We start from the raw sequence: 25470 nt of genomic DNA, 5'->3' as shown, positions 1-25470 counted from the left end.
CGTGGGTAGTTTTACCGTAAAGAAAACGAAGAAAAAATCTTTGCTGAACTCTGCTAAACCTTTGCGAATCTTTGCGAAACTTTGGGAAACTTTAGGAAACTTTGCGGTAAAAAAACTATACAGTAGAGAAAGGTATTTATTAGAACACAAATTAATTGGTGCATTCGTGGCTAAAAATTAGTATAATTATCAAAAAAAATGCCCCTATTACGGGACACTTTAAATTTTCAAATCATTAATAAACAATCTTTCGGCTGAACTTTTTACCATTTGATAATAATACATCAACCATTATGATTTGGTTACTCGAAATCAATTCAGGAATAACAAATACTTTTTTATTCACTTTATTTTTCTGAAATAACTTTCTTCCGTTTATATCATATAGCACTAAATTTTCTAATGTTGTTAATTCAGAATTTATTGTAATTATTCTATCTTTAACAGAGATGATAACTGCCGCTTCAATACCTTCTTCTAAAGCATCAAGATTCAAATTTCCCTCAATCTTATTTTTATCTGTATAACGCAATATAAAACGATTGTTGAAAACACCCTCTTCGGTAGTAAAAGCATAAGCTTTCTTTTTAAGATTATGTTGTATTTTTAATTCTTTATCTTCTAGAAATATATCAAGAGTGCTAAGACTTCCATCTGTGTGATCAATACTAATTTGAAATTCACCCTTAATTGTCGATTTATAGCCTAAAACTACGCTGTCTTTTATAACAAACAGCAATGCACGTGCCTGAATAGATAAATTCTTAGTCTGATTTACACTATAAAAATCAACATATTGATTTCCATCATAAGTTACTGCATCAAATCCGCCATCATAATCATTAGTTACTCCTGTTATGTAACCAATTAAGGTTTGTTTGAAAGCACCTTGATTATTGGTTAAATTCAACCAAATTCGGTTTTTCTCTGCTCCAGAAGTAGTCATTTTAGAATTAGTTCCTAACTTAAAAAATTGAGAATTATCCTTTCCTGAAGTTCCTCCTGAAATTCGCATAGTATTGTTAAACACTACATTTCCTGTTGCTTTTAGAGGAGCAAAAAAACCCTGACCCGCTGCAATGTTTCCTGTCGGTGGCAATCCTCCGCTAGTAGCAGCTTTCGCAGTTACTATCCCCCCTGTTCTATTGTAAGTAGCATAATCAACAGTTGTATAATTGTATTTTTTATCTCCTGGAGTAGCTGAACTTGGTGGAGAATTATGTGTCCAAAAATAAAGAGTTCCTTCTAAAACATTCGAATTCAAATCTATAAAAACATCCGCATCAATTGCTGATGGATAAGGATTTCCTAATAAATGGGCTTGATTTCCAGCTAATGATGTTAGAATAACCAAACCATTGTGTGGCACTCCTTCAAAAGTCGCTAAGAAAGGAAGAGGATTACCGCTAATTGCTGTTGTTTGAGGTGCTCTAACACTATATCCTTCGGCTTTATTCATAGGAGTTTCACGTGGTACAGAAACCCAGCCGTTATTATAATTAAAGTATTTATCATAGAATGTTGATGGTGATAATTTCCCTAAAGTCATACCTGCAACCGGCGAAGACCAATAGGTAAAATCATAACGATTTAGCGGCGAAGTCTTACGCTTATAAATAATACTTCCAGAGTTAATTGTAGGACTTTCATTGACCTGAACTAAACTGGCATTATTTTCAAAAGTCAGTGTACCACTTATAACATCAACAGCATTAGTAATTTTCAAAGTATGGTCTCCATTAATAATTACGTCTGCCCCATTTTTAACTTGGCAAGAACAAGCTTCTATATCATTTATTGAATTGAAATCCTGCTCAAAAACAACACCTCTGTTAGCATCTGGAAGTCCATTAACCCAAGTCCCATTCCATATTGAAGGCAGTCCTACAGCAATTATTTGACAGGTAGTAACAGAAGAAACACAGCCTTCCGTATTCTTTATAATTATGTTGTAAGAACCAGCTGTTAGACCTGACTTTTCATTACTGATTTGAAAACTCAATCCGTTATCAAAACTGTAAACATCAGTTGCATTTTGAACAGTAACTGTAATTATCCCTGTATTTAATAAGCATGTTGGTTGCTTAATCGTTACTTGTGGTGTTGTCAACTGTGGTAGAAAAGTGATTTTACGAGGTCTGGTTGTACTTGCTACACTACAATCGGTACCCGAAGATTTAAAAGTAATATACGCACGATATTCTCCACTCTCAGCAGGAGTTCCTCCTATAATACTTAATGTTGCGGTGGTAGCTCCTGAATAAATCGCGCTATCACTAATTTCATCCCAAACTCCGGAAGTTACTGATTTTTTCCATCGATAAGAAACCACATTAGCCGGATAAGAAGTTGTAACCGTATATGAATAATTGGTACCAAAACACTGAGTAACATTAGTACCTCCAGTAACATTGGTAATTTCATTTATAGTAAGTGTGGCAATATTAGAAGTTATATTACAATTAGCATTAGAAACAACAACTCTAAATTGTGTTCCATTAGGATATTGGGCACTTCCTGCATTTGCTATCTGAATTTCATTTAAAACAGGACTGAAAGGATAAGATGTATTATTTTCATTACCTGTAAGTGTTATGAAACTTGCATCAGTAGGCTTTTTATATTGCCAGGAGTATGTTAATCCTGAACCAGAAGCTACTACCTTAAAATTCACAAGATTGCCTTCACAATCTAATTGACTTACAGGCTGACTAATAATGACAGGAAAAGGGTTTACGGTTGCAGTAACAGCTGTTCTCGAAGGAGTTGTACAGCCAGCATTAGTAGCAGCAACATAATATGTTGTTGAGTTTGAAATAGAAGGAGTGCTAAAAGTTGTCCCTGTTCCTAATGAAGTCCCTCCTGAAACTGCCGAATACCAATTAATCGTTCCCACAGAAGTTGTCGCTCCTAATGTTACTATACCACCCCCGCATATCGAAGATGGAGTTGTACTTGTTATTGTTGGAATAGGATTTACAATTACAACGACTTCTCTTCTTGGTGTAGTTATTGAGCCAGTAGTAGCCGAAACGTAATAAGTGGTGGTCGAAGTAATTGTTGGCGTAATTAAAGTTGTGGAATAAGGACTGGTAGTTGATACTATACTTGAAACGGCACTTCCACCAGTCGCTGTTGTATATAAATTATATGTAGTAGCTGCTGTAGGAGTTGGAATTTTAGAGACATTAATGAATGCGGTTCCAGATCCACAAACTGGATTAGAAGTTGCTTTCACATAATTAAAACCTCCATTAAGAACTAATTGATTAAAAGTATAGTCTGCTCCGGCACCACCATTACAACTAGCAATTAATTCAGCACCTATATATATTCTTTCAGAAGCATTACAACTGCCTCCTATTAAGCTTCCCCCAGTTTCTACTATTATAGAAGAACCTTCTGGCAAAACCAAACGTTCATTGCCCGGAGAAAAATCAACCGAAGCATTATTTCTAATAATAAACTGAATTGGACCTAAAGAACAGGAATTATACAAATTTAAAGTCTGATTCATTAATAAATTTGTATTAGTTATTCCATTCCCAATATAAATAACTGAATTACCTGAAAATGTAGCACATGAATACGAACTTGAATTTACAGACCCAGTAATAGTATATTGCGCATTTCCATTTGTTGTAGCAAGAAGCAAGACAACGAGTTGAAGTAGAAATAGTCTCATAAGTTTCGAATTATAAATTAAACAATCCTAAATCTTAACAAAAGAGTATATTAAAGTAAGCCACTAATAATCAACAACTAAAATATAATCGTTGATATACATTTATTAACGTTAATCAACTATAATTGTCAAAAACTAAGGTAAAATTCGAATCTTATCTCTATAATTAATTTTTACAAAAGGGATTAAAGATCTATTTTATTTGTTGAAAAAAAACTTTCACTTTACTATTCTTGCCAAAAACATAAGCAAAAAACAATTCTTGTAATATTGAATTGATTTTTTAAACAGTTATGAACAAATAATTACATTCAAAAAAGCACATTCAGTCTCAATAAAAAACTTACTCACTATTTTCGATTCATTACGCAACCTATACTATCAAAAAACCATCCAAAAGACAAAACATCATTGTCTTTTTCAGGGGTGATGTCATGAAGAACTGGAACAAAAATTGAGGGATATAAAAATGAATTAGAAAGAAAACAGATAATCGTGTATCTGATTCATGAAAATTTTCTAAATAAAAAGCGCTTTCCCTGTAATTTTAGCAGAGGAAGACACCGCATCAAACAATGAAATAAAACCCTAATTGCCAATAAATTAAAATTTAGAAGAATAAATCAACACTATCAATATTGTACTAAAAGAAATTAGTAACGAATAGCATTATACTAATATTGATAAACTGGAAAATAGAAATTGGGGCTCTATTAGAGAAACTAACTGCTTAGTGAATTTTTCTTAAAAACCTTTACTAAACTTTGCGGTAAAAAAAACTATACCATAGAGAAACAATTTTTTAAAACACAGAATTAATTATGTATTCGCAGCTAAAAATTGTTATAATTATCAAAAAAAATGTCCGTATTACGGGACATTTTAAATTTTCAAATCATTAATAAATAATCTTTCGACTGAGCTTTTTACCATTTGATAATAATACATCAACCATTATGATTTGGTTACTCGAAATCAATTCAGGAACAATAAACACTTTGTTATTCACTTTATTTTTCTGAAATATTTTCCTTCCATTTATATCATATAGCACTAGATTTTCTAATGTAGTCAATTCAGAATTTATTGTAATTATTCTATCTTTAACAGAAATGATAACTCCTTTATCGAGACCTTCCTCTGATGCATCAAGATTCAAATCGTCTTCAAGATTATTTTTATCTCTATAGCGCAATATAAAACGATTATTGAACACACCTTCTTCGGTAGTAAAAGTATAAGCTTTCTTTTTAAGATTATGTTGTATTCTTAATTCTTTATCTTCTAGAAATATATCATGCGTGCTAAGACTTCCATCGGTGTGATCAATACTAATTTGAAATTCACCTTTAAGAGTCGTATTATATCCTAAAGCCACACTATCTTTTTTAACAAATGGCAAAGCACGCCCCTGAATAACTAGATTCTTATTATTGTTGACACTATAAAAGTCGATATATTCATTACCATCAAAAGATATTCCATCAAAGCCATCATCATAATCATTAGTTGCTCCAGTAACATAGCCTATTAAGGTTTGTTTGAAAGCACCTTCACTATTAGTTAAATTCAACCAAATTCGGTTTTTCTCTGTTCCAGAAGTAGCCGTTTTAGAATTAGTTCCTAACTTAAAGAATTGAGAATTATCCTCTCCTGAAGTTCCTCCTGAAATCCGCATAGTATTGTTAAACACTACATTTCCTGTTGCTTTTAGAGGCGCAAAAAAACCCTGACCCGCTGCAATATTTCCAGTTGGTATCTTCTTAATTATTCCATCAGTGTCAGCAGCTTTTCCTATTCCTACTCCACCTGTCCTATTGTAAGTAGCATAATCATTAGTAGTATAATTATACTTTTTATCTCCGGGAACAGCATCACTAGGTGGCGAATTATGTGTCCAGAAATAAAGAGTACCTTCCAGAACACTTGAGTTCAAGTCTATAAAAATATCCGCATCAATTGCTGAAGGATAAGGATTCCCTAATAAATGAGCCTGATTTCCTGCTAATGATGTTAAAGTTACCAAGCCATTATGTGGTATTCCTTTAAAAATTGCTGAAAAAGGAAGAGGATTACCGCTAATTTCTGTAGTCTGCGGAGCTCTAACGCTATACCCAGTCCCTTTACTCATAACAGTTTCTCGGGGTACTGAAACCCAGGCATTATTATAACTAAAATATTTGTCATAGAATGTTTCTGGTGATAAGCCTACTAAAGGAAGACCCAAAGTCATATCTGCTACTGGCGAAGACCAATAGGTAAAATCATAACGATTTAACGGCGAAGTATTACGTTTATAAATAATACTCCCAGAGTTAATCGTAGGACTTTCATTGACCTGAACTAAACTAGAGTTGTTTTCAAAAGTTAAAGAACCACTAACAACAGCAACAGCATTAGTAATTTTTAAAGTATTCGTACCATTTATAACCACATTTGCACCATTAATTACCTGACAAGAACAGGCTACTAAATCACTTGTAGAACTAAAATCTTGTTCGAATACAACACCTCTGTTAGCATCGGGAAGTCCATTAATCCAGCTACCATTCCATATTGAGGTTTCACTTATTATCTGACAATTAGTTACTGGAGACAAGCATCCTGCTGAATTTTTTATAATTACATTATAAGATCCAACTCCTAATCCTGATTTCACATTACTTGATTGAAAATTGGCTCCATTATCAAAACTATAAGTATCGGCAGCACTTTGAACCGTTACCGTAATAGTTCCACTAGGAGTCAAACATGTTGGCTGAGTAATCGTAGTCACTGGCGTAGTTAACTGTGGTAAAAAAGTAAGCTTACGTGTTCTACTTGAACTATCTACAGAGCATTGTGTAGTAGAATTGTTAAAAGTAATAAATACGCGATATTCTCCGCTTTCTGCTGGCGTGCCTCCAGTTATAGTCAACGTAGCAGTATTAGCACCTGAATATGCTCCACCATTACTAATATTATCCCAGACACCAGATGTTACTAACTTTTTCCATTGATAAGACACAATATTAGAAGGATAAGAAGTGGTAACAGTATAAGAATAATTAGCGCCATAACATAGGGTTACATCAGTGGCAATTGGAGAAATCCCTGTTATAGTATTTACAGAAAGTGTTACTGCATTTGACACTATACTACAATTAGCATTTGCAACAACAACCTGAAATTGTGTACCATCTGGATACTGAGCACTACCAACATTTCCAATTCTAATTTCTCCAGCAGACGGATAAGTCGTATTAGTTTCTGTTCCGTTAAGCGTTATAAAACTAGCATCTGAAGGTCTTTTATATTGCCAGGCATAATTTAATCCTGTACCTGATGCTACAACTTTAAAATTAACAAAGCTACCTCCACAATCTAATTGATTTATAGGCTGGCTAGTAATTACCGGAGCTGAATTTACAGTTACTACTGTAGCTACTGAAGCCAAACTTTGGCAGCCATTTGCATTAGTAACTCTAACTGTATAGTTTCCAGATCCACTCACATTAATACTTTGGGTTGTTGCTCCTGTTGACCATAAATAACTGCTACCTACACTGGATGTCAGTGTTACACTTCCTCCTATGCAAAAAGTTGTTGGTCCTCCAGCAGTAATTATTGGCGTAGCAGGCAAAGCATTTATTGTTATTGTTCCTGAAGTAGTAACATTACCACATCCGCCTATCAACGTTACTGTATAAGGAAATGATCCAGAAACCGAAGATGTTCCACCAATAGTAAAAACATTAGCAGACCAAGAACCGGAAACTCCAGTTGGTAATCCAGAAACTGTAGCTCCTGTAGCACCAGTTGTTCCAAAAGTTATATTCGTTAATGCCGTATTAATACACCTTGTTTGATTATTTGTTCCCGCTCCTGAAGTCAAGGTAACTGTATTAGCTTCTGTTACCGTTATTGTTCCTGAAGTAGTAACATTGCCGCAACCACCTGTCAATGTTACTGTATATGGAAATGATCCAGAAACTGAAGGTGTACCACTAATAGTAAAAACATTAGCAACCCAAGAACCGGAAACTCCAGTAGGCAAACCAGAAACCGTAGCTCCTGTAGCACCAGTTGTTCCAAAAGTTATATTAGTTAATGCCGTATTAATACACCTTGTTTGATTATTTGTTCCTGCTGCTGAAGTCAACGCAACGGTATTAGCTGATGTTACCGTGATTGTTCCTGAAGTAGTAACATTGCCGCAACCACCTGTCAATGTTACTGTATAAGGAAATGATCCAGAAACTGAAGGTGTACCACTAATAGTAAAAACATTAGCAACCCAAGAACCAGAAACTCCAATAGGTAATCCAGAAACTGTAGCTCCTGTTGCTCCTGTAGTTCCATAAGTTATATTGGTCAATGTTGTATTAATACATCTTGTTTGATTATTTGTTCCTGCTGCTGAAGTCAACGCAACGGTATTAGCTGCTGTTACCGTGATTGTTCCTGAAGTAGTAACATTGCCGCAACCACCTGTCAATGTTACCGTATATGGAAATGATCCAGAAACCGAAGGTGTACCATTAATAGTAAAAACATTAGCAGCCCAAGAACCGGAAACTCCAGTAGGCAAACCAGAAACCGTAGCTCCAGTTGCCCCTGTAGTTCCATAAGTTATGTTTGTTAACGCTGTATTAATACATACTGTTTGATTATTTGTTCCTGTTGCTGAAGTCAATGTAACTGTATTAGCTGCTGTTACCGTTATTGTTCCCGTAGCGCTAACCGAACCACAACCTCCTATTAATGGAATACTATAATTAAACACCCCTGAAACCGTTGGAGTACCGCTAATAGTAATCGTATTAGATCCCCAACTTGCGCTAACACCTGCAGGCAATCCTGTAACTGTTCCAATTCCAGTTGCTCCAGTAGTTCCAAAAGTTATATTGGTTAATGCAGTATTGATACATCTTGTCTGGTTATTTGTTCCTGCTCCTGAAGTCAAGGCAACTGTATTAACACCTGCTATAGTAAGTGTAACAGCCCTGGTAGCAGTACAATTCCCATTATTGATTGTCATGACTCCTGAATAAGTTCCTACAGGCGGAGCAGATGGAACGAGGATACCTGTTACACTACCTCCACCTGGAGCAAAAGCAAAAGCAGTCACACCTTGATCAGCTAGTCCTGCTAAATTTGCTGCATTATCCCAATCAATACTATAATTAATTGGAGTACCTGTAGTAGCTGAATAGGCCAATGTCGTTGTTTGATTAACATTACTTTTACAAACAGGCACAACTACTGCTGGTGTATCTATAGTTGCTGTGGTAAGAGAGACTAGAGGAGTAACACTTCCGGTAAAACTAAAACTGTCAATACTCCATACTCCCGTAGTGCTAACTATACTATTCCATCCATATACTCTAAAAGTAATTGTTGAAATAATATTTTGATATGATGCTCCTGTTAAATTTATTGTAGCACCCGTTGCAGTAACTGTACCTATATTAGAAGAATAATTATCAATACTAGAACGAATAGCAAAATTTTGTGGTCCTCCTAATAAAGGAGGTCTGCTTGCTACAAAACTAAATTGAGTAAAATTAATTTTATAACAAGCATTAGGTATTAAAGTAAATTCAAAATAATCATTTGATCCAATGGTGTTATTTGTTGTCCAATTGCTAGCAGCGAATGTATTTGAGTATGCAAAAATAGTTGTAGTCAATGCAGGTGCTCTCCTTAAACCTGAAACAGTAATATTAGCATCTCTTGTTTGACCTGTAGTGTATGGATTTTCAGTTTGTGGATTCGTTCCTGTTATTGGATTAGTCCAAATATTTTGTCCAAAAGAATGTAAAGACATTAAAACAACAGTCATTACTAAAAGTAAACTTCTCTTCATAATTTCAGTATTTAAAGTTCAATTCCAATAGTTAAACAACTATTTTCTTTTTACATAAAGTGATTTTTATACCAATAAAAAAGAAACAAATTTTATTGGAGTGACACTAATTGGGGGGATTTTAATGTCATCATTAAAGCAGTAATTACCTAAAAAGGCAACATAATTCAACTTTAATTTATTGATATGCATACCAATAAACATAAAGTTAGAAGTTTTTAACTACAGAAACAAAAAAAGTCGTTAAACTGCATTTATTTTTAAAACTAGCATTTATAAACAAAATTCTAATTTGAAAAAACAATAAAAAAAGCGATTTTTGAATGCTCAAAATCCTTCAAAATGAAAGACATTTACACTATAAAAGAAGCCATCCAGAAAATAGAACATTATTGTGCCTATCAGGATCGTTGTCATGAAGAAGTGGAGCAAAAATTGAGGGAAATGAAAATGACTATAGAAGAAAGAGACCAAATAATTTCACATCTTATCAATGAAAATTTTCTGAACGAAGAGCGCTTTGCCTGCAGTTTTGCCCGGGGAAAACACCGTATTAAACACTGGGGAAAAATCAGAATTACCAATGAATTAAAATTCAGGGGCATCAATCAAACCCTGATTAATATTGCTCTAAAAGAAATTAATTCAGAAGAATATTGTGAGAATTTTGAGGCTTTAGCCAACAGACATTGGGAGTCTATTCGAGAGAACAACTCCCTTAAAAAAAGAAAGAAATTTTGCGATTTTATGTTACGAAAAGGATACGAAAGCAATCTGGTTTATGAGAAAGTTCGTGAATTAGAAAGTGATCAGTGATCAGTTCTTAGTGTTCAGTTAAAAAGTTTACAGACATTTTTAAAATTTCTTGAATTTATAAAATCTGCGTTCCAAAAATTAAACCGACAACAAAACACTCACTGCATTCCCGCCAAAACCTACCGCATTAACCAATACTTTTCTAATTGGTTTTGTTTGTTGTTGCGCTTTCGCAAAAGGAACTCCGACAAATTGATTGTGTTGCATCATCAAAACAGCCAACTCAACACTTAAAATCCCCGACGCACCAAAAGTGTGCCCTATTTTCCACTTATTTGTAGTCAACAAAGGGAGTTTTTCACCGAAGATTTTCTGAATCGCTTTGTATTCGGTTAAATCGCCTGCCTTAGTTCCCGGAGCATGCATTACAATAGCATCAACCTCTTCGGGATTGGTATTTTGCAAAGCCATTTTCATCGATTTTTGGAAACAAGTCGCCTCAGCCGAAATCGAAATATTATGTTCCAAAATTTCAGTAGCATAACCAATTCCTTCTACAAAAGCCAAAGCATTCTCTTTTTTACCAATTTCGAGACAGCACACTGATGCTCCCTCACCCAGGATCATCGAATTAAGTTTTTTATCGAAATTTAATGCCTGATTAGGATAAGCTTCTTTACTATGCGAATAAATTTTTAAAGCCCGCATTTGCCCAATTGTAAAATCCGTCAGAGGAGCTTCACTACCTCCAACCAAAAATTTATCAGCCATACCCGAACGCAACCAAGCCACACCATTTAAAAGTGAATGTAAAGCCGTAGAACAGGTAATAGAATGTGAAATTTCCGGTCCCGTACATTGCAAATCGTGCCCCACCCAGGAAGAAATATTTCCCAAAGTGGTGGTAGGCGAAGCCAGTGTATGAGCTTTTCCTGTCTCCAAATATTCTTTGTAATGATCCTCAAACAGCTCCGTAGCACCGCGTGAAGACCCAATGTTTATTCCAAAAACAGCATCCTTGTCCCAACCTGCATTTGCAACCGCCTGACGCGAAGCCGCCATAGCATACAAAACCGATTTATCTAAAGATTTGTATTTAATATCCGAAGCTTGTAATTCAACTACAATTTGCTGTGAGTTTTCATCCAGCTGAGCCACCCAACTTTCCTGATTGTCCAAATATTTTTTAGAAAAAAAATGGTTTTCAGATAGGTAATTCTCCCAAATGGTTTTTGAATCATTACCCAAAGGAGAAATCGAAGCTAAGGCTGTAATTGAGATTATTGTTGACAAGATTTTTTATTTTATTACACGAAGATTCGCAAAGAATTTTCGCAGAGATACACAAAATTTTTATAAAATAACTTAGCGGAACTTTGCGTTTACCTCAGTGAATCTTTGTGAAAAATTTTCAGCAAATTTAAACTATTTCCAATGCTTTTTCGACCACTTCATAGACTTTTTGCAATTGCTTATCAGTGATAATATATGGAGGCAAAATATAAACGATATTCCCTACAGGCCTTAAAACGATTCCGTTTTCGATAAAGAAATTATACAACTTAGTACGCATTGTTCCGTAATAGGTTTCTTCGTTTTCTTTCTTTATTTCCAATGCAAAAATAGTCCCTAAAACCCGTGTGGTAGTCACTTTTGGATGATTCTTAATACGTTCTTCAAACGACAAATGATTAGCATTCACACGAATCAAATTAGCCTGCATTTCTTGAGTTTGCAACAAATCTAAACTGGCTAAAGCCGCTGCGCAACCTGTAGGATTAGCGGTAAAAGTGTGTCCGTGAAACAAGGCTTTATTGATATCGTCATCATAAAATGCTTCAAAAATTTCCTGCGTAAAAGTAGTTATCGCCATCGGAATTGTTCCGGCAGTCAATGCTTTAGACAAGCACATCATATCCGGTTTTTCCTCCGTATAATCCATTGCAAAAGTCTTCCCTGTTTTCCCAAAACCGGTCATTACTTCATCAGCAATGGTAAGTACATTATTGTCTTTGCAAATTTTAATTAATTCATCCAAAGCCTCAGCTTCATACATGACCATTCCTGCTGCTCCCTGCACCAAAGGCTCAAAAATAAATCCGGCACAATTGTATTCCTGAATTACTTTTTTCAAAGCATCAAAACTCTGCTGTTCCTGACCTTTTAACGGAACTGGAATTCGCACCACATCTATAAACATTCCCTGAAAAGCCTGGGTATAAAACGAAATTCCGCTAGCTGCCATAGCCGCAAAAGTATCACCATGAAAAGCATCTTCAAAAGCAATGATGGTAGTTCGTTTTTCGTCTTTATTGAAAAAATACTGCAAGGCTACTTTGATAGCGACTTCCACCGAAGTCGAACCATTATCGGAAAAAAATATTTTTTGTTGGTTTTCAGGCAAAATAGTCATCAGTTTTTCCGCCAAAGCAACTGCAGGTTCATGCGTAAAACCTCCAAAAAGAACATGTTCTAAAGTGGTTAATTGCTTATAAATAGCATCGGCTATAAATTTATTACTGTGCCCAAAAGGATTCACCCACCAGGAAGCAATAGCATCGATGTATTCTTTATTGTTTTCGTCCCAAAGCAAGGCACCTTCGCCTTTAGTAATTGCAACTGGCGTTTGAGCTGTTTTATGTTGGGTATAAGGATGCCAAAGGTATTGGCGGTCTTTTTCGATTAAATTCATTTGATTTATGATTGAAGATTACCGAATTTTGATTTCAGATTTCGGCATTGAAATTGATTTTTGAAATTACTATTGAAGTTTCAACAGCTCGTCTCGAAACAAATCAGCATATTCCCGAATTACATTTTGGTCAAAATACGGTTCTTGGTCTATTCTTCCAATATATTTTACGCCTGCCTTATTCAAGATAATAGATTCTGTAGATTGATTTTCGTTACCATTAAACAAAATTCCCGCAATGGCTATTTTTCGACTTTCTAAAGCCTCTATAGTAAGCAACGTATGATTGATACTACCCAAATAATGACGGGAAACCACAATTACTTTATAATCGGGCTGAATTAAATCAATAACACAATCGGAATCATTCAATGGAACAAAAAGCCCTCCAGCTCCTTCAATAACCAAATGATTTTTAGTTTCAGGTTCCTGAATTTGTTTCAAATTAATAGTAATTCCATCAATTTCAGCTGCAAGATGAGGACTGGCTGGAGTATTTAAAGCATAACTATTTGAATGAATAACTGTTTTTTCATTCGATATAAAAGACTTGATTTTATGACTGTCGGAGGTATCTAAATCTCCTGCCTGTACTGGTTTCCAATAATCGGCTTCTAAAGCTTCTGTTATAATTGCTGAGGCAATGGTTTTACCTACATCGGTTCCAATTCCTGTTATAAATAATTTCATATTTCTTATTTAACCGCAAAGTTCGCAAAGAAAGCGCAAAGTTCACCATGAATTAACTTTTAAAAACTATCTCACTCAATAACTGCAAAACATTCGAGATTTCTTCTTTCGAATTAAAAGCATGTAAACAAAAACGCAATCGTTCCTGACCTGCCGGTACCGTAGGCGAAAGAATGGCTTTGACATCAAAACCTTTTTCCTGAATTTGCTTAGCAATAGATTTCACCTTTTCATTTCCAGGAATAATAACCGATTGAATGGATGACTTAGATCTAACAAAAATAGGTTTCAAACCCAATAAATTCTTTTGTTGATTGAAATGAATAATATTTTGAATAAGTTGCTCAATATTTTCTTTCTCTATTTCCAAATGTTTATAAGCAACTAAAATTGTAGCTACCGAATGCGGAGAAAGTCCAGTTGTGTAAATGAAACTCCTAGCAAAATTAACCAAATATTGCTTCAATTCTAAACTTCCTAAAATAGCTGCTCCATGACAACCTAAACCTTTTCCGAAAGTCATGATTCGCGCAAAAATTTTGTCCTCAAAACCAAATTCCTGAACCAATCCCTGTCCTTTATCTCCAAAAACACCCAAAGCATGTGCTTCATCAAGCACTAAATAACAATTATGTTTTTCAGATAAATCAACTAGTTCTTCTAAATTTGGTGCATCACCATCCATAGAAAAGACACTTTCGGTCGCAATGTAAATAGTTGTATTTGGGTTACTAAGAATTAAACGTTCTAAATCTTCAAAATCATTATGATTGAATTTATAGGATTTCGCATAAGACAATTGAATTCCGTCACGAATGGAAGCATGACATAATTCGTCATACAAAATCAAATCGCCTTTTTGTGGAACCGAACTAAAAAAACCTACATTAGCATCATAACCCGAATTAAAAATCAAAGCACTTTCTGATTGATGAAACTGCGCAATATGAGCTTCTGCATCCAGATACAGCTGATGATTTCCTGAGAGCAGACGTGAACCCGTTGCTCCATTTTGAGTATAATTATTATCCAATAAATATTTATGGGTTTCTTTAAAAATAGATTCAGATTTTGAAAAACCAAGATAATCATTGGAAGCAAAATCAACTAAACTATTACCAAAGGGCAATTGTCGCAATGCATTATTTTGAATTCTGGATTCTAATTTTGCTTTAAGAATATTAGGAAGTTGTTTCATAAAATCAAAAGTAAAAAAAAACGCCAAGCAAAAGCTTGACGTATTCATATAAACCTTAATTATCTTAGTCAACTAAAACAATTACTTTATTGTCTTTCATTTCGATAGTTCCTGAAGAAATAGCTAACGTATAGTTTTGATCATTTACTTTCGCAAACAATTTTGCTGCTTCTTTGCTAAACTTAAAACTCGGAGCTGTAATTTTAACAGTCCCTTTTTGAAGTAAGGAAACTATAGGAGCGTGATTGTTTAAAATTTGGAAACTTCCGTTTACTCCCGGAACCGTTACTGATGTAACTTCTCCTTTAAACAATGTTGCTTCTGGTGATACTATTTCTAAAATCATAATTTTTGAGTTATGGGTTATGCGTTATGAGTTAAAAGTCTAGTAAAGCAATTGCCTAACTCACAACCTATAACTCATAACTTATAACTTTATATTAAGCTTCAGCTAACATTTTCTCTCCAGCTTCGATAGCTTCTTCGATAGTTCCTTTAAGGTTGAAAGCTGATTCTGGCAAGTGATCCAATTCACCGTCAATAATCATGTTAAATCCTTTAATAGTATCTTTAATATCAACTAATACACCTGGAATACCTGTAAATTGCTCAGCTACGTGGAACGGTTGAGACAAGAAACGTTGTACACGACGTGCTCTAGAAACCGCTAATTTATCTTCTTCAGATAACTCTTCCATACCTAAGATAGCGATAATATCTTGTAATTGTTTGTATTTTTGAAGAATCTCTTTTACTCTTTGAGCACAGTTATAGTGGTCATCTCCTAAGATATGTGGAGTCAAGATACGAGAAGTAGAATCTAATGGATCCACCGCTGGATAAATACCTAACTCAGCAATTTTACGAGACAATACTGTTGTAGCATCTAAGTGTGCGAAAGTTGTAGCCGGCGCAGGGTCAGTTAAGTCATCCGCAGGAACATAAACCGCTTGTACAGATGTAATAGATCCTTTGTTTGTAGATGTAATACGCTCTTGCATTGCACCCATCTCAGTTGCCAATGTTGGTTGGTAACCTACCGCAGATGGCATACGTCCTAAAAGTGCAGACACCTCAGAACCAGCTTGTGTAAAACGGAAGATATTATCAACGAAGAATAATACATCTTTTCCTTGGTCTGATCCTGCTCCATCACGGAAATACTCAGCAATAGATAATCCAGAAAGTGCCACACGTGCACGAGCTCCTGGTGGCTCATTCATTTGTCCGAAAACGAAAGTAGCTTTAGACTCTCTCATTCCTGGCAAATCTACTTTAGACAAATCCCATCCTCCATTTTCCATAGAGTGCATGAATTCCTCACCGTATTTAATAATTCCTGACTCTAACATCTCACGAAGCAAGTCATTTCCTTCACGTGTTCTTTCTCCTACTCCTGCGAATACTGAAAGTCCACCGTGACCTTTTGCAATATTGTTAATCAACTCCTGAATCAATACAGTTTTACCTACTCCGGCACCACCAAACAATCCAATTTTACCTCCTTTTGCATAAGGCTCAATCAAATCGATTACTTTAATACCTGTGAATAAAACTTCAGAAGATGTAGATAAATCTTCAAATTTAGGAGCTTGTCTGTGAATTGACATTCCGTTCTCACCTGTTTTAGGCAATTCAGGCAAACCGTCAATAGCATCTCCAACAACGTTAAATAAACGTCCGTAAACATCTGCTCCAATCGGCATTTGAATAGGGTTTCCTGTTCCTATTACTTCATATCCTCTGCTCAAACCGTCAGTTGAATCCATCGAAATGGTACGAACTGTATTTTCTCCAATGTGAGATTGTACCTCAAGAATTAATTTTGTACCATCCTTTTTTACGATTTCTAATGAATCATAAATTTTTGGAAGTTCAACATCCTTACCGTTGAAAACAACGTCAACTACTGGACCAATGATTTGGGCAACTTTTCCTATTACTTTAGACATTACTTATGTATTTATTAAACAGCTATTTAGGTTTACAAAACTTACCTTATCAAAATTCAATGATTTAGGTGTTTTTTCAGAGCGCAAAGATAATTTTTTAAAATAAAAAATCAACAATTTTATTCAAAAAACATAAAAAAATAAAATTCGATAAAAAAACAGCTCAGGAACCATTGTAAAAACGAATGTTTTGCTGAAAAACAAAAAATCACTTCCTTGAAAAAAGAAGTGATTTTTCATCCAAAAACCTTAATCTTATAATGCTCAATTACAAGAATACCGTTATGGATTTATTGTCCAAGCCACAAAATATTGCTGACCTATCAAACCTGCACCTAAAACTTGTGCATATTCTTTACCAGCAATATTAGAAGCACCTATTTTTAATGTTGATTTAAGATTTGGCATCGAATAATTTATTTGCGCATCAAAAACAGTAGCCGCATCAATCATACCATCCACCATACTTGATTGCCATAAATACTCACTATTCCATCTTCCGCTTACATTAAAACCAAAATTTTTAAATAATTTTTCATTTCCAAAAGAAGCTTTCGCTCTATGTTTTGGGGTATTAAATCCCGCTTCAAAACTAGGATCTTTTTCCTGATCAAAACTAAATTCAGCATAATTGTAATTAATTCCGAATTCAAAATCTTTATAGACTTTTCTATTAATCCCTACACCAAAACCAAATGATTGTATCTCAACAGCAGCATTAGTATATAATTGATAGGCTCTAAAATTTCCGTTTTGAAGTGCATGCAATGTCTGAGCACCCGGATCAGTAGGGCCAGCCAACGGATTTGGAGCATCCTGGGTAGTACCATAATAAGGAGCAACTACATTTAAATTACCAATAAAGTCATTATAAATATTATAATAAGCACTAATATCCACAGTCGTTTTACTCACATAAGAACGATAACCCAATTCAAATGCCTTAACCTGTTCTGGCTGTACATAACCTACATTAGTCCTTCTCAACAAAGCTGAAGCAGCAACAGGATTTGTCGGTGCCAGAGCAGCAAACGCCTGAACTGTTGTTGCCGTATATGAATTATTATAAGCATTTTCTCCAGTCATAACTTTAGTTGCTCCACCTGCCAAAAACTGACCTGTAGCCGTACTAACTGGCAATGTTTCTGAATAACGCAATAAATTATCAGGAGCCGAACCTATTAACACAGCGTTCCCCACATTAAATCCTATGTATTGATCCTGAGTAGTAGGATTTCTAAAACCTGTTTGAAAAGAAGCTCTGAAATTATGTTTTTTACTTTCACCTCCAGCATACACTAAAGATAATCTTGGAGAATAATTTCCATCAAAATTTTGAGATTTATCATATCGCAATGATCCTGTAAATTTCAATCTTTCGTCCATAAATTTTTTCATCATTTGAACATAAGCACCATATTCACTATAGTGAATAGGCCCGTTATCATCTGTATAAATTCTTCCATGAGAATTTAATTGGTATTCTCTAAAAGAACCTCCTAACTGAATTTCTGCAAACTTAATTTGATCTTTGAAATTATAATTCGCATCAGAATGATAAATCTTAGAATTATCAACTAATCGCGAACCTGTCAAAACATCTGGTTCAGCAATAACCGAATTAAAAGCATTTTTAAAAGCAGCTGTACCCGGCATTAATCTGCCCACATCAGCCTGTGATCTTGCATAAGCATGTGCGCCTGCAGGATTATTAAACAACGGACTCGCAGGATTTCCAACTGCTCCAGCATAATTTGCTGCATAAGTACCAAACCAAACATCATCAGCTTTCCATGCTCTATTAACATTAATTCCTGTAAAAAGCATATCATAAGACTGACCTCCATCTTCAGATGTAGTATAACCTCTTAAGTAAAAGTTTTTTCCTTTGAATTCTATTTTATGCTGTTGCATGAAAAAATTATTCAAATAATAACGATTGGCTCCTTGGTAAACAGCATTTCCGTAACCAAATTTACTCAACCAAATAATTTCAAAATTTTCATCTCCAAAAGGTCTAAAATGAAGCGAAAGGTCGATTTTAGTATTACTCGCTTTGTTATCAGTCAAATCCGTTTCATTATAACCCGTTCTTGACACATTTTCTTTAGGCAATAACTCTGCAAAACTAGCAGGTAAACCAGCAGCTGCCCATCGGCCATTAGCAATCATTGTTTGTCCTACATTATAAATATTAGTTATAACCTCATCACCATACACGTTGATTCCGTCATAATTAGGATTACTTCTGTCTCTTCCCGCTACTGTTTTATCATTATAATTTGTCGCAAACCAATCGGTTCCACGCATGTAAGTGAAATTTGCTTTGGCAGCAAAATGTTTATCAAATGCGTGTGCCATTCGAATACCATAATCAATAAAATCATTCGTGCCGGCCGCCTTTTGACTCGTCTGACCGTATTTTGCGTAAGCGGTTATTCCCTGATAAGTAAAAGGACTTTTACTATTCATGAACATAATCCCGTTAAAAGCATTTGCACCATACAAAGCAGAAGAAGCACCAGGCAACAATTCAACATTTTGAACATCAATTTCAGAAATACCAACCATATTACCTAAAACAAAGTTTAATAAAGGAGAAGAATTATCCATTCCGTCCACCAATTGCAGAAAACGAGAATTGGCAACTGTTGCAAAACCACGAGTATTGATTGATTTGAAAGACAAACTACTGGTATTCATTTGTACTTCTTTCAAATTTTCCAATCCATCATAAAAACTGGGAGATGCCGTTTTTTTCACATCAGCAATACCCATTCTTTCAATAGTAACGGGTGATTCAAAAACTCTTTCTGGTGTTCTGGATGCCGAAACAACAATTTCATCTAATAAGGTTTGCTCTTCTTTTAGAATAACATTAATTGTTTGTTTACTCGAATTGACGGTAATTTTTTTCGATTCAAAACCTACACTACTCACTTCAATTTCAAAAGGAAATTTCGAGTTAGTTTTCAGGATAAACTTTCCGTCACTGTCGGTTACAGTACCGCCAGAATCGCCAATCACTTTAACATTGGCACCAATAACTGGTAGATTATTTTCGACAACTGTGCCCTGAATAGAATTCTGTGCCTGTATTATACCACAGAAAAACAACGATAAAAAAAATAAATACGCTCTCATATGATTCAGTTTTTATTGATTTATATCTTTAAAAGCCATTAACTTTCACTAATCACATCACCAAAAAAACAAAGCGTTTCTGACTAATTAAATTTACACATAAAAATCAATATTTAACAAAAAATATGTTATAAAATTATTTTTTTAATAATTCACCCAATCAAAATCCATTTTAAACAAAAAAAGCAAGGCGATTTACCTTGCTTTTTCTACTTTTAATTATAATATTTTTCTACTCTACAGTAACTGATTTTGCCAAATTTCGAGGCTGATCAACATTACAATCTCTATAAACAGCGATGTAATAAGACAATAACTGCAATGGAATAGTAGTAATCAACGGCGACAAAGCATCTGAAGTTTCCGGAATTTCGATAACATAATCAGCTAATTCTCTAACCTGAGTATCACCTTTAGTCACTACAGCGATAATTTTACCGCTTCTTGACTTAATTTCCTGAATATTACTAACTATTTTATCATAGTGTCCTTGCTTAGGCGCAATAACCACAACTGGCATTTGCTCATCAATCAAAGCAATTGGACCGTGTTTCATCTCAGCAGCCGGATAACCTTCAGCATGTATATATGATATTTCTTTAAGCTTTAAAGCACCTTCTAAAGCTACCGGAAAATTATAACCACGTCCTAAATACAAGCAATTAGGCGCATCTTTAAACGCAGCTGCAATTTCTTTTGCTCTTTCAATAGTTCCCAAAGCCTCTTTTACTTTCTCCGGAATCAACTCTAATTCCAACAAATACCTGTGAAAATCAGAATGAGTTAAAGTACCTTTTGCTTTTGCTAAACGCAAAGCCAACATAGTTAATACCGTAATTTGAGTTGTAAATGCTTTAGTTGAAGCTACTCCAATTTCCGGACCTGCATGCGTGTAAGCACCTGCGTGAGATTCTCTCGAAATAGAAGAACCCACCACATTACAAACTCCAAAAACAAAAGCACCTTGCTCTTTAGCCAACTTAATAGCCGCCATAGTATCAGCAGTTTCTCCTGATTGTGAAATTGCAATAACTACATCTTTACTATTAATAATTGGATTTCTATATCTAAATTCTGATGCATATTCTACTTCAACAGAAATACGGGCAAATTCTTCAATAATATACTCAGCTACCAAACCAGCGTGCCATGAAGTACCACAAGCCACAATAATAATTCTGTCAGCGTTTAAGAATTTCTCCAGATTATCTTCAATTCCAGACATCTGAATAATTCCTTTATCAGCATGTAATCTACCTCTGTAAGTATCTTTAATAACACTCGGTTGTTCGAAAATTTCTTTTAACATAAAATGATCGAATCCTCCTTTTTCAATTTGCTCCAAATTCATTTGAAGCTCCTGAATATAAGGATCGACTAAACTATCATCTTTAATTTTTCTGATTTTAATTGGCTTACGAAGACTGATATTAGCCATTTCTCCATCTTCTAAATATACCGCATTTGAGGTATATTCGATAAAAGGAGAAGCATCAGAAGCAATAAAATATTCTTCCTCACCTACCCCAATTGCTAATGGACTTCCTAAACGAGCTGCAACAATTTCGACAGGATTTTTTTTATCAAAAACAGCAATTGCATAAGCACCTACCACTTGATTAAGTGCCAATTGAACTGCTTTTCCTAATTTCAGGTTTTCTTTTTTCTGAACTTCTTCAATCAAATTCACCAATACTTCAGTATCAGTATCTGAATGAAAAACATAACCACGCTTTACCAATTCCTCTTTTAATGGAGCATAGTTTTCAATAATTCCATTATGAACAATCGCTAATTCTCCTGAATTAGAAAGATGTGGATGTGAGTTCACATCATTTGGAACACCATGAGTTGCCCACCTTGTGTGACCAATTCCAATAGTTCCGCTAGTAGTAATCTCTTTCAAAGCGCGCTCTTCCAGACCAACTACTTTCCCTTTTGTTTTACAAAGTTTAAGAGCTCCGTCATAAACCATAACTCCTGCACTATCATACCCACGGTATTCCAGTCTTTTTAAACCTTTAATAACAACAGGATAAGCCTCTCTATGACCTATATAACCAACTATTCCACACATATAATTTTAATATTAATTTGGCTTTGTATAATAAATTTCTAGTTTCAATCTTTTTTCAGCAGGCACAGAACTTTTACCCCCATGAAATATAACACCTCTGGGATTCGTCAACGAAACCTGAGGAACTTGAGAAAAGTTAGATAAAGGTGATCTCAAGTTATTCATTGTACTATTTGTATTGGCAATATCATTAGAAACGACAATACCAAGTTTAACATTCGTAGAATCCTTATTATTTATTAAATTTCTAATGTGATTAGTAATTCTAAACTTATACGTTTTATCACTAACTTTAGTTGCATTCAAAAGACCTCCATATACCAATCCTCCAGTTGTACCATCAGATACGTAATCGAGTATTGGTCTACGATTATTAAAATCATATAAATACATTCTGATTGGCAGCTTATTTGTTCCCATTACATCACCATCAACATGAAAAACAAGATTTGCTTCATTAATTAATAGCTTCTTTTTATTTGCTGGATTTCTTAAATCATCTAATTCGTCTGGAATATTATTCGCTCCGACAACAATTTCTCCCTTATCATTATAACCTATATCATCTTTTTTATCAAAAAGATCTAAAACCGCCATAGCACCTTCGCCTCCTTTCAAATACAATTTCTCATCTCCTGCTGTAGTATTTGGATTATTCACAGCAGTATCATAATCCGGTTTATTTGTATTTGATAATAAATTTACCGTATTACCAGTTAAATTAAGCACAATAGATCTTTCCACTCTCTCTACTGGTGTTGTCGAAGAATCTTCCTTATACTTAATTGTTATAGTACCTTTAGAAAAATCCATCAAAGCCATACTACCTGGATTAGTACCCGATTTTTCTACTTTGAAATACAAACCTCTAAAATGATTTTTAAAAACATCATTAGTTGCTAATTTTCCAGAACCCGAAGTAACTGCATCAATAATTGCCGTTTTAAAATGAGCTTTATTCAAAGCCAAACGCATTCCGGGAGGCGTTCTTGTTATTGTAGGTTCTCCACCAGTTGTTGTAGCCGGCGTTGTTTCTTTAAATTCTGTTTTATCAAAGAAAAATGCTGTATTTTGAGTTTCAGAAGTATCATTATTTAATAAAACAGGCTTTTTTAAACCTTCAAATTCACTAGCCTGATTAGTGTAAAATTTTTGTCTTTCTAAAAAACCAGTCAAAGGATCTAAATCCCTCATAAAATAACCGTTCTCATAAATACTCAATTTTATCTTTCCGGTTTCAGGACCATAAATAGAATCTAAAACATAAGTATTATCTCCTGTTGTAGCATCAGTAGTTGTTGATTTTACAAGATAAGGAACATACAAAATTACGCTTTCAATTTCAGGATTAGCTCCAATAACAGGATTAGGCGACGCTAAAACCACCTGCGTAACAAAACTTGCTTCAGTTGTACCAAAAACAGGGTCTTCATAAACTCCCAAAGCATTTATAGGTAAATTATTAGACTGAACAGGACCTATTTTTTGATTATATGAAAGTACATTGAAAGATTTACTTTCTAAACCAAAGTGTTCATTTCCAATTAAATTATCTCCAATAGTATTGAAATCTTTATCACAAGATGTAAAAAAAACAACACCCAGAATCAGTATAATTATCTTAAAAAAAGAATTATTGCGCATATAAATAATAAAATTGAATTAAAGCATTTCTCTGTAAAAATTGCTATACGCTTCTGCGAAAGCATCTTTCGGCACGAAAGGTAGAAAAGGTTTGCCTGAAGTTTCAATAAATTTTGTTAAACTTGAACTAACATTTGGAGAAGCAATAATTACCGCATCCGAATGCATAACGGTTGCTTTAATAATATTTTCATAATCTGGAGTCGAAAGCATTGCTACCTGATCTTCTGGAACTCCGTCAAGTTTCACTTTATTCAACATTTCTACATCTAAAGTTCCATCAAATGATTGGCCATAAACCGAAGTCACTATTTTAGTTTCAGAAAACAAAGCTTCGTTTTTATAAAAATGCTTCATATATACCGGCAACATCGCTGCCATCCAGCCATGAACGTGAATAATATCAGGTACCCAGTTTAATTTCTTTACTGTCTCAACAACTCCTTTTGCAAAAAAGATTGCTCTTTCGTCATTATCAGGATACAATTGTCCATCTTCATCAGCAAAAGTAGCTTTTCGCTTAAAATATTCGTCATTATCAATAAAATAGACCTGAATTCTTTCTTTAGGAATAGAAGCTACCTTAATTATCAAAGGCATATCTAAATCATTTACTACCAAATTCATTCCAGATAGTCGAATTACTTCATGCAATTGGTGTCTTCTTTCATTGATATTTCCATATCTTGGCATAAAAATTCTAATCTGTCCTCCCTGATCATTTACCATCTTAGGAACATCATAAGACATTAAAGAAACTTCATTTTCAGCCAAATAGGGCACCACTTCAGATGATACATATAATATCCTCTTATCTTTCATATTATAATTTGCTTAGTTTAGTTGGTAATAAAAACCATGCAAAATTACAAAATTTTATGCAGTTATTAACTAATATATTATGTTTGCACTGAATTTTAATAAAATAACCATGCCTATTTTCTATGGAAAAGCAGCTTTAATCGAATTTTTAAATTCTGTTAAGACGTTAAATTCCACTATTGGCTTTGTTCCAACAATGGGAGCTTTACACCAGGGTCATCTCTCGCTGATGCAACAATCACTAGCAGAAAACAACAATACAGTAGTTAGTATTTTTGTAAATCCTACCCAATTTAACAATGCCGAAGACTTAGAAAAATACCCTAGAACTTTAGATAAGGATACACAAAAAATTGCCGATTTAAATTCTGACATAATTATTTACGCACCTTCAATCGAAGATATTTATGAAGGAAAAATAGCATCACAAGACTTTGATTTTGACGGATTAGAAAATCAAATGGAAGGCAAATTCAGACCTGGTCATTTTAATGGTGTAGGAACTATTGTGAAAAAATTATTCGAAATTGTCTCCCCTACCAATGCTTATTTTGGTCAAAAAGACTTTCAGCAATTGCAAATTGTCAAGAAAATGGTTCTCAAAAACAATTTGGCAGTAAACATCATTGGTTGCGAAATTTTCAGAGAGGCTAACGGGCTTGCAATGAGTTCCAGAAACGAACGCTTATCAGCTCCCGAAAGAGAAAAAGCAGCAATTATATACCAAACATTGCTTGAAGCCAAAGAAAAATTCAAAACTCAAAGCTGTGCAGAAGTAAAAAATTGGGTTAACCAAGTTTTCAAATCCAATCCTATTTTCGACTTAGAATACTTTGAAATTGCCGATGAAGAAACACTTATTTCGTGTAACGAAAAATCAAAAGATAAAAATTATCGTGCATTTATAGCCGTATTTGTTAATAATATCCGATTGATTGATACCATTTCGCTAAAATAATTTA

General features: G+C 34.4%; 14 protein-coding genes. 2 read left to right on the top strand and 12 right to left on the bottom strand.

Annotation, left to right across the window (positions count from 1 at the left end; all coding sequences use genetic code 11):
- Nucleotides 1-235: 235 nt before the first annotated feature.
- Nucleotides 236-3685, bottom strand: a complete 3450-nt coding sequence (locus FEM21_RS16080) for an Ig-like domain-containing protein (protein WP_152547345.1) — start codon at nt 3683-3685, stop codon at nt 236-238.
- An 898-nt stretch (nt 3686-4583) separates the two neighbouring features.
- Complete coding sequence (locus tag FEM21_RS16075; protein WP_051627418.1) at nt 4584-9533, bottom strand: hypothetical protein; 4950 nt, start codon at nt 9531-9533, stop codon at nt 4584-4586.
- 342 nt (nt 9534-9875) lie between these two features.
- Here FEM21_RS16075 and FEM21_RS00505 point away from each other — a divergent pair, with 342 nt between their 5' ends.
- Nucleotides 9876-10349: a regulatory protein RecX gene (locus FEM21_RS00505; RefSeq protein WP_035656676.1), complete on the top strand. Its 474-nt coding sequence runs from the start codon at nt 9876-9878 to the stop codon at nt 10347-10349.
- A gap of 78 nt (nt 10350-10427) precedes the next feature.
- Here FEM21_RS00505 and FEM21_RS00500 read toward each other — a convergent pair whose 3' ends face one another.
- From FEM21_RS00500 to FEM21_RS00455, 10 genes are all read right to left on the bottom strand, one after another.
- Complete coding sequence (locus FEM21_RS00500) at nt 10428-11582, bottom strand: beta-ketoacyl synthase N-terminal-like domain-containing protein (RefSeq protein ID WP_035656675.1); 1155 nt, start codon at nt 11580-11582, stop codon at nt 10428-10430.
- A 127-nt stretch (nt 11583-11709) separates the two neighbouring features.
- Entirely contained in the window at nt 11710-12981 is a 1272-nt protein-coding gene (gene bioA, locus FEM21_RS00495; RefSeq protein WP_035656672.1) for an adenosylmethionine--8-amino-7-oxononanoate transaminase, read from the bottom strand.
- Nucleotides 12982-13050: 69 nt separating this feature from the next.
- Nucleotides 13051-13671: a dethiobiotin synthase gene (gene bioD, locus FEM21_RS00490; protein WP_035656671.1), complete on the bottom strand. Its 621-nt coding sequence runs from the start codon at nt 13669-13671 to the stop codon at nt 13051-13053.
- A gap of 52 nt (nt 13672-13723) precedes the next feature.
- Nucleotides 13724-14869: an aminotransferase class I/II-fold pyridoxal phosphate-dependent enzyme gene (locus FEM21_RS00485; protein ID WP_035656669.1), complete on the bottom strand. Its 1146-nt coding sequence runs from the start codon at nt 14867-14869 to the stop codon at nt 13724-13726.
- Between the two features lie 64 nt (nt 14870-14933).
- Nucleotides 14934-15215 carry a FoF1 ATP synthase subunit delta/epsilon gene (locus FEM21_RS00480; RefSeq protein ID WP_035656667.1) on the bottom strand — a complete coding sequence of 94 codons (282 nt, stop codon included), beginning with the start codon at nt 15213-15215 and terminating at the stop codon, nt 14934-14936.
- Nucleotides 15216-15309: 94 nt separating this feature from the next.
- Nucleotides 15310-16821: a F0F1 ATP synthase subunit beta gene (gene atpD / locus FEM21_RS00475; RefSeq protein WP_035656666.1), complete on the bottom strand. Its 1512-nt coding sequence runs from the start codon at nt 16819-16821 to the stop codon at nt 15310-15312.
- A gap of 282 nt (nt 16822-17103) precedes the next feature.
- The gene (locus FEM21_RS00470) at nt 17104-19965 is read right to left on the bottom strand and encodes a TonB-dependent receptor domain-containing protein (protein WP_035656663.1); all 2862 of its coding nucleotides are present in this window, start codon (nt 19963-19965) and stop codon (nt 17104-17106) included.
- A gap of 232 nt (nt 19966-20197) precedes the next feature.
- Nucleotides 20198-22042: a glutamine--fructose-6-phosphate transaminase (isomerizing) gene (gene glmS / locus FEM21_RS00465; protein ID WP_035656662.1), complete on the bottom strand. Its 1845-nt coding sequence runs from the start codon at nt 22040-22042 to the stop codon at nt 20198-20200.
- Between the two features lie 12 nt (nt 22043-22054).
- The gene (locus FEM21_RS00460; protein ID WP_035656660.1) at nt 22055-23686 is read right to left on the bottom strand and encodes a DUF4270 domain-containing protein; all 1632 of its coding nucleotides are present in this window, start codon (nt 23684-23686) and stop codon (nt 22055-22057) included.
- Between the two features lie 18 nt (nt 23687-23704).
- Nucleotides 23705-24508 carry a glycogen/starch synthase gene (locus FEM21_RS00455; RefSeq protein WP_035656658.1) on the bottom strand — a complete coding sequence of 268 codons (804 nt, stop codon included), beginning with the start codon at nt 24506-24508 and terminating at the stop codon, nt 23705-23707.
- Nucleotides 24509-24587: 79 nt separating this feature from the next.
- Here FEM21_RS00455 and panC point away from each other — a divergent pair, with 79 nt between their 5' ends.
- The gene (panC, locus tag FEM21_RS00450) at nt 24588-25466 is read left to right on the top strand and encodes a pantoate--beta-alanine ligase (RefSeq protein WP_035656655.1); all 879 of its coding nucleotides are present in this window, start codon (nt 24588-24590) and stop codon (nt 25464-25466) included.
- Nucleotides 25467-25470 lie beyond the last annotated feature (4 nt).

Source organism: Flavobacterium seoulense (assembly GCF_000695795.1).
Lineage (GTDB): Bacteria > Bacteroidota > Bacteroidia > Flavobacteriales > Flavobacteriaceae > Flavobacterium > Flavobacterium seoulense.
Note: the sequence above shows the minus strand (reverse complement) of the source record. Positions and strands in the feature narration are given on the sequence as shown.

Coding starts and splice junctions, on each gene's coding strand:
- FEM21_RS00505 (WP_035656676.1), top strand. CDS start 9,876: ATGAAAGACATTTACACTATAAAAGAAGCCATCCAGAAAATAGAACAT.
- FEM21_RS00455 (WP_035656658.1), bottom strand. CDS start 24,508: ATGAAAGATAAGAGGATATTATATGTATCATCTGAAGTGGTGCCCTAT.
- panC (WP_035656655.1), top strand. CDS start 24,588: ATGTTTGCACTGAATTTTAATAAAATAACCATGCCTATTTTCTATGGA.
- glmS (WP_035656662.1), bottom strand. CDS start 22,042: ATGTGTGGAATAGTTGGTTATATAGGTCATAGAGAGGCTTATCCTGTT.
- FEM21_RS16080 (WP_152547345.1), bottom strand. CDS start 3,685: ATGAGACTATTTCTACTTCAACTCGTTGTCTTGCTTCTTGCTACAACA.
- FEM21_RS16075 (WP_051627418.1), bottom strand. CDS start 9,533: ATGAAGAGAAGTTTACTTTTAGTAATGACTGTTGTTTTAATGTCTTTA.
- FEM21_RS00470 (WP_035656663.1), bottom strand. CDS start 19,965: ATGAGAGCGTATTTATTTTTTTTATCGTTGTTTTTCTGTGGTATAATA.
- FEM21_RS00460 (WP_035656660.1), bottom strand. CDS start 23,686: ATGCGCAATAATTCTTTTTTTAAGATAATTATACTGATTCTGGGTGTT.
- bioA (WP_035656672.1), bottom strand. CDS start 12,981: ATGAATTTAATCGAAAAAGACCGCCAATACCTTTGGCATCCTTATACC.
- atpD (WP_035656666.1), bottom strand. CDS start 16,821: ATGTCTAAAGTAATAGGAAAAGTTGCCCAAATCATTGGTCCAGTAGTT.
- FEM21_RS00480 (WP_035656667.1), bottom strand. CDS start 15,215: ATGATTTTAGAAATAGTATCACCAGAAGCAACATTGTTTAAAGGAGAA.
- FEM21_RS00485 (WP_035656669.1), bottom strand. CDS start 14,869: ATGAAACAACTTCCTAATATTCTTAAAGCAAAATTAGAATCCAGAATT.
- bioD (WP_035656671.1), bottom strand. CDS start 13,671: ATGAAATTATTTATAACAGGAATTGGAACCGATGTAGGTAAAACCATT.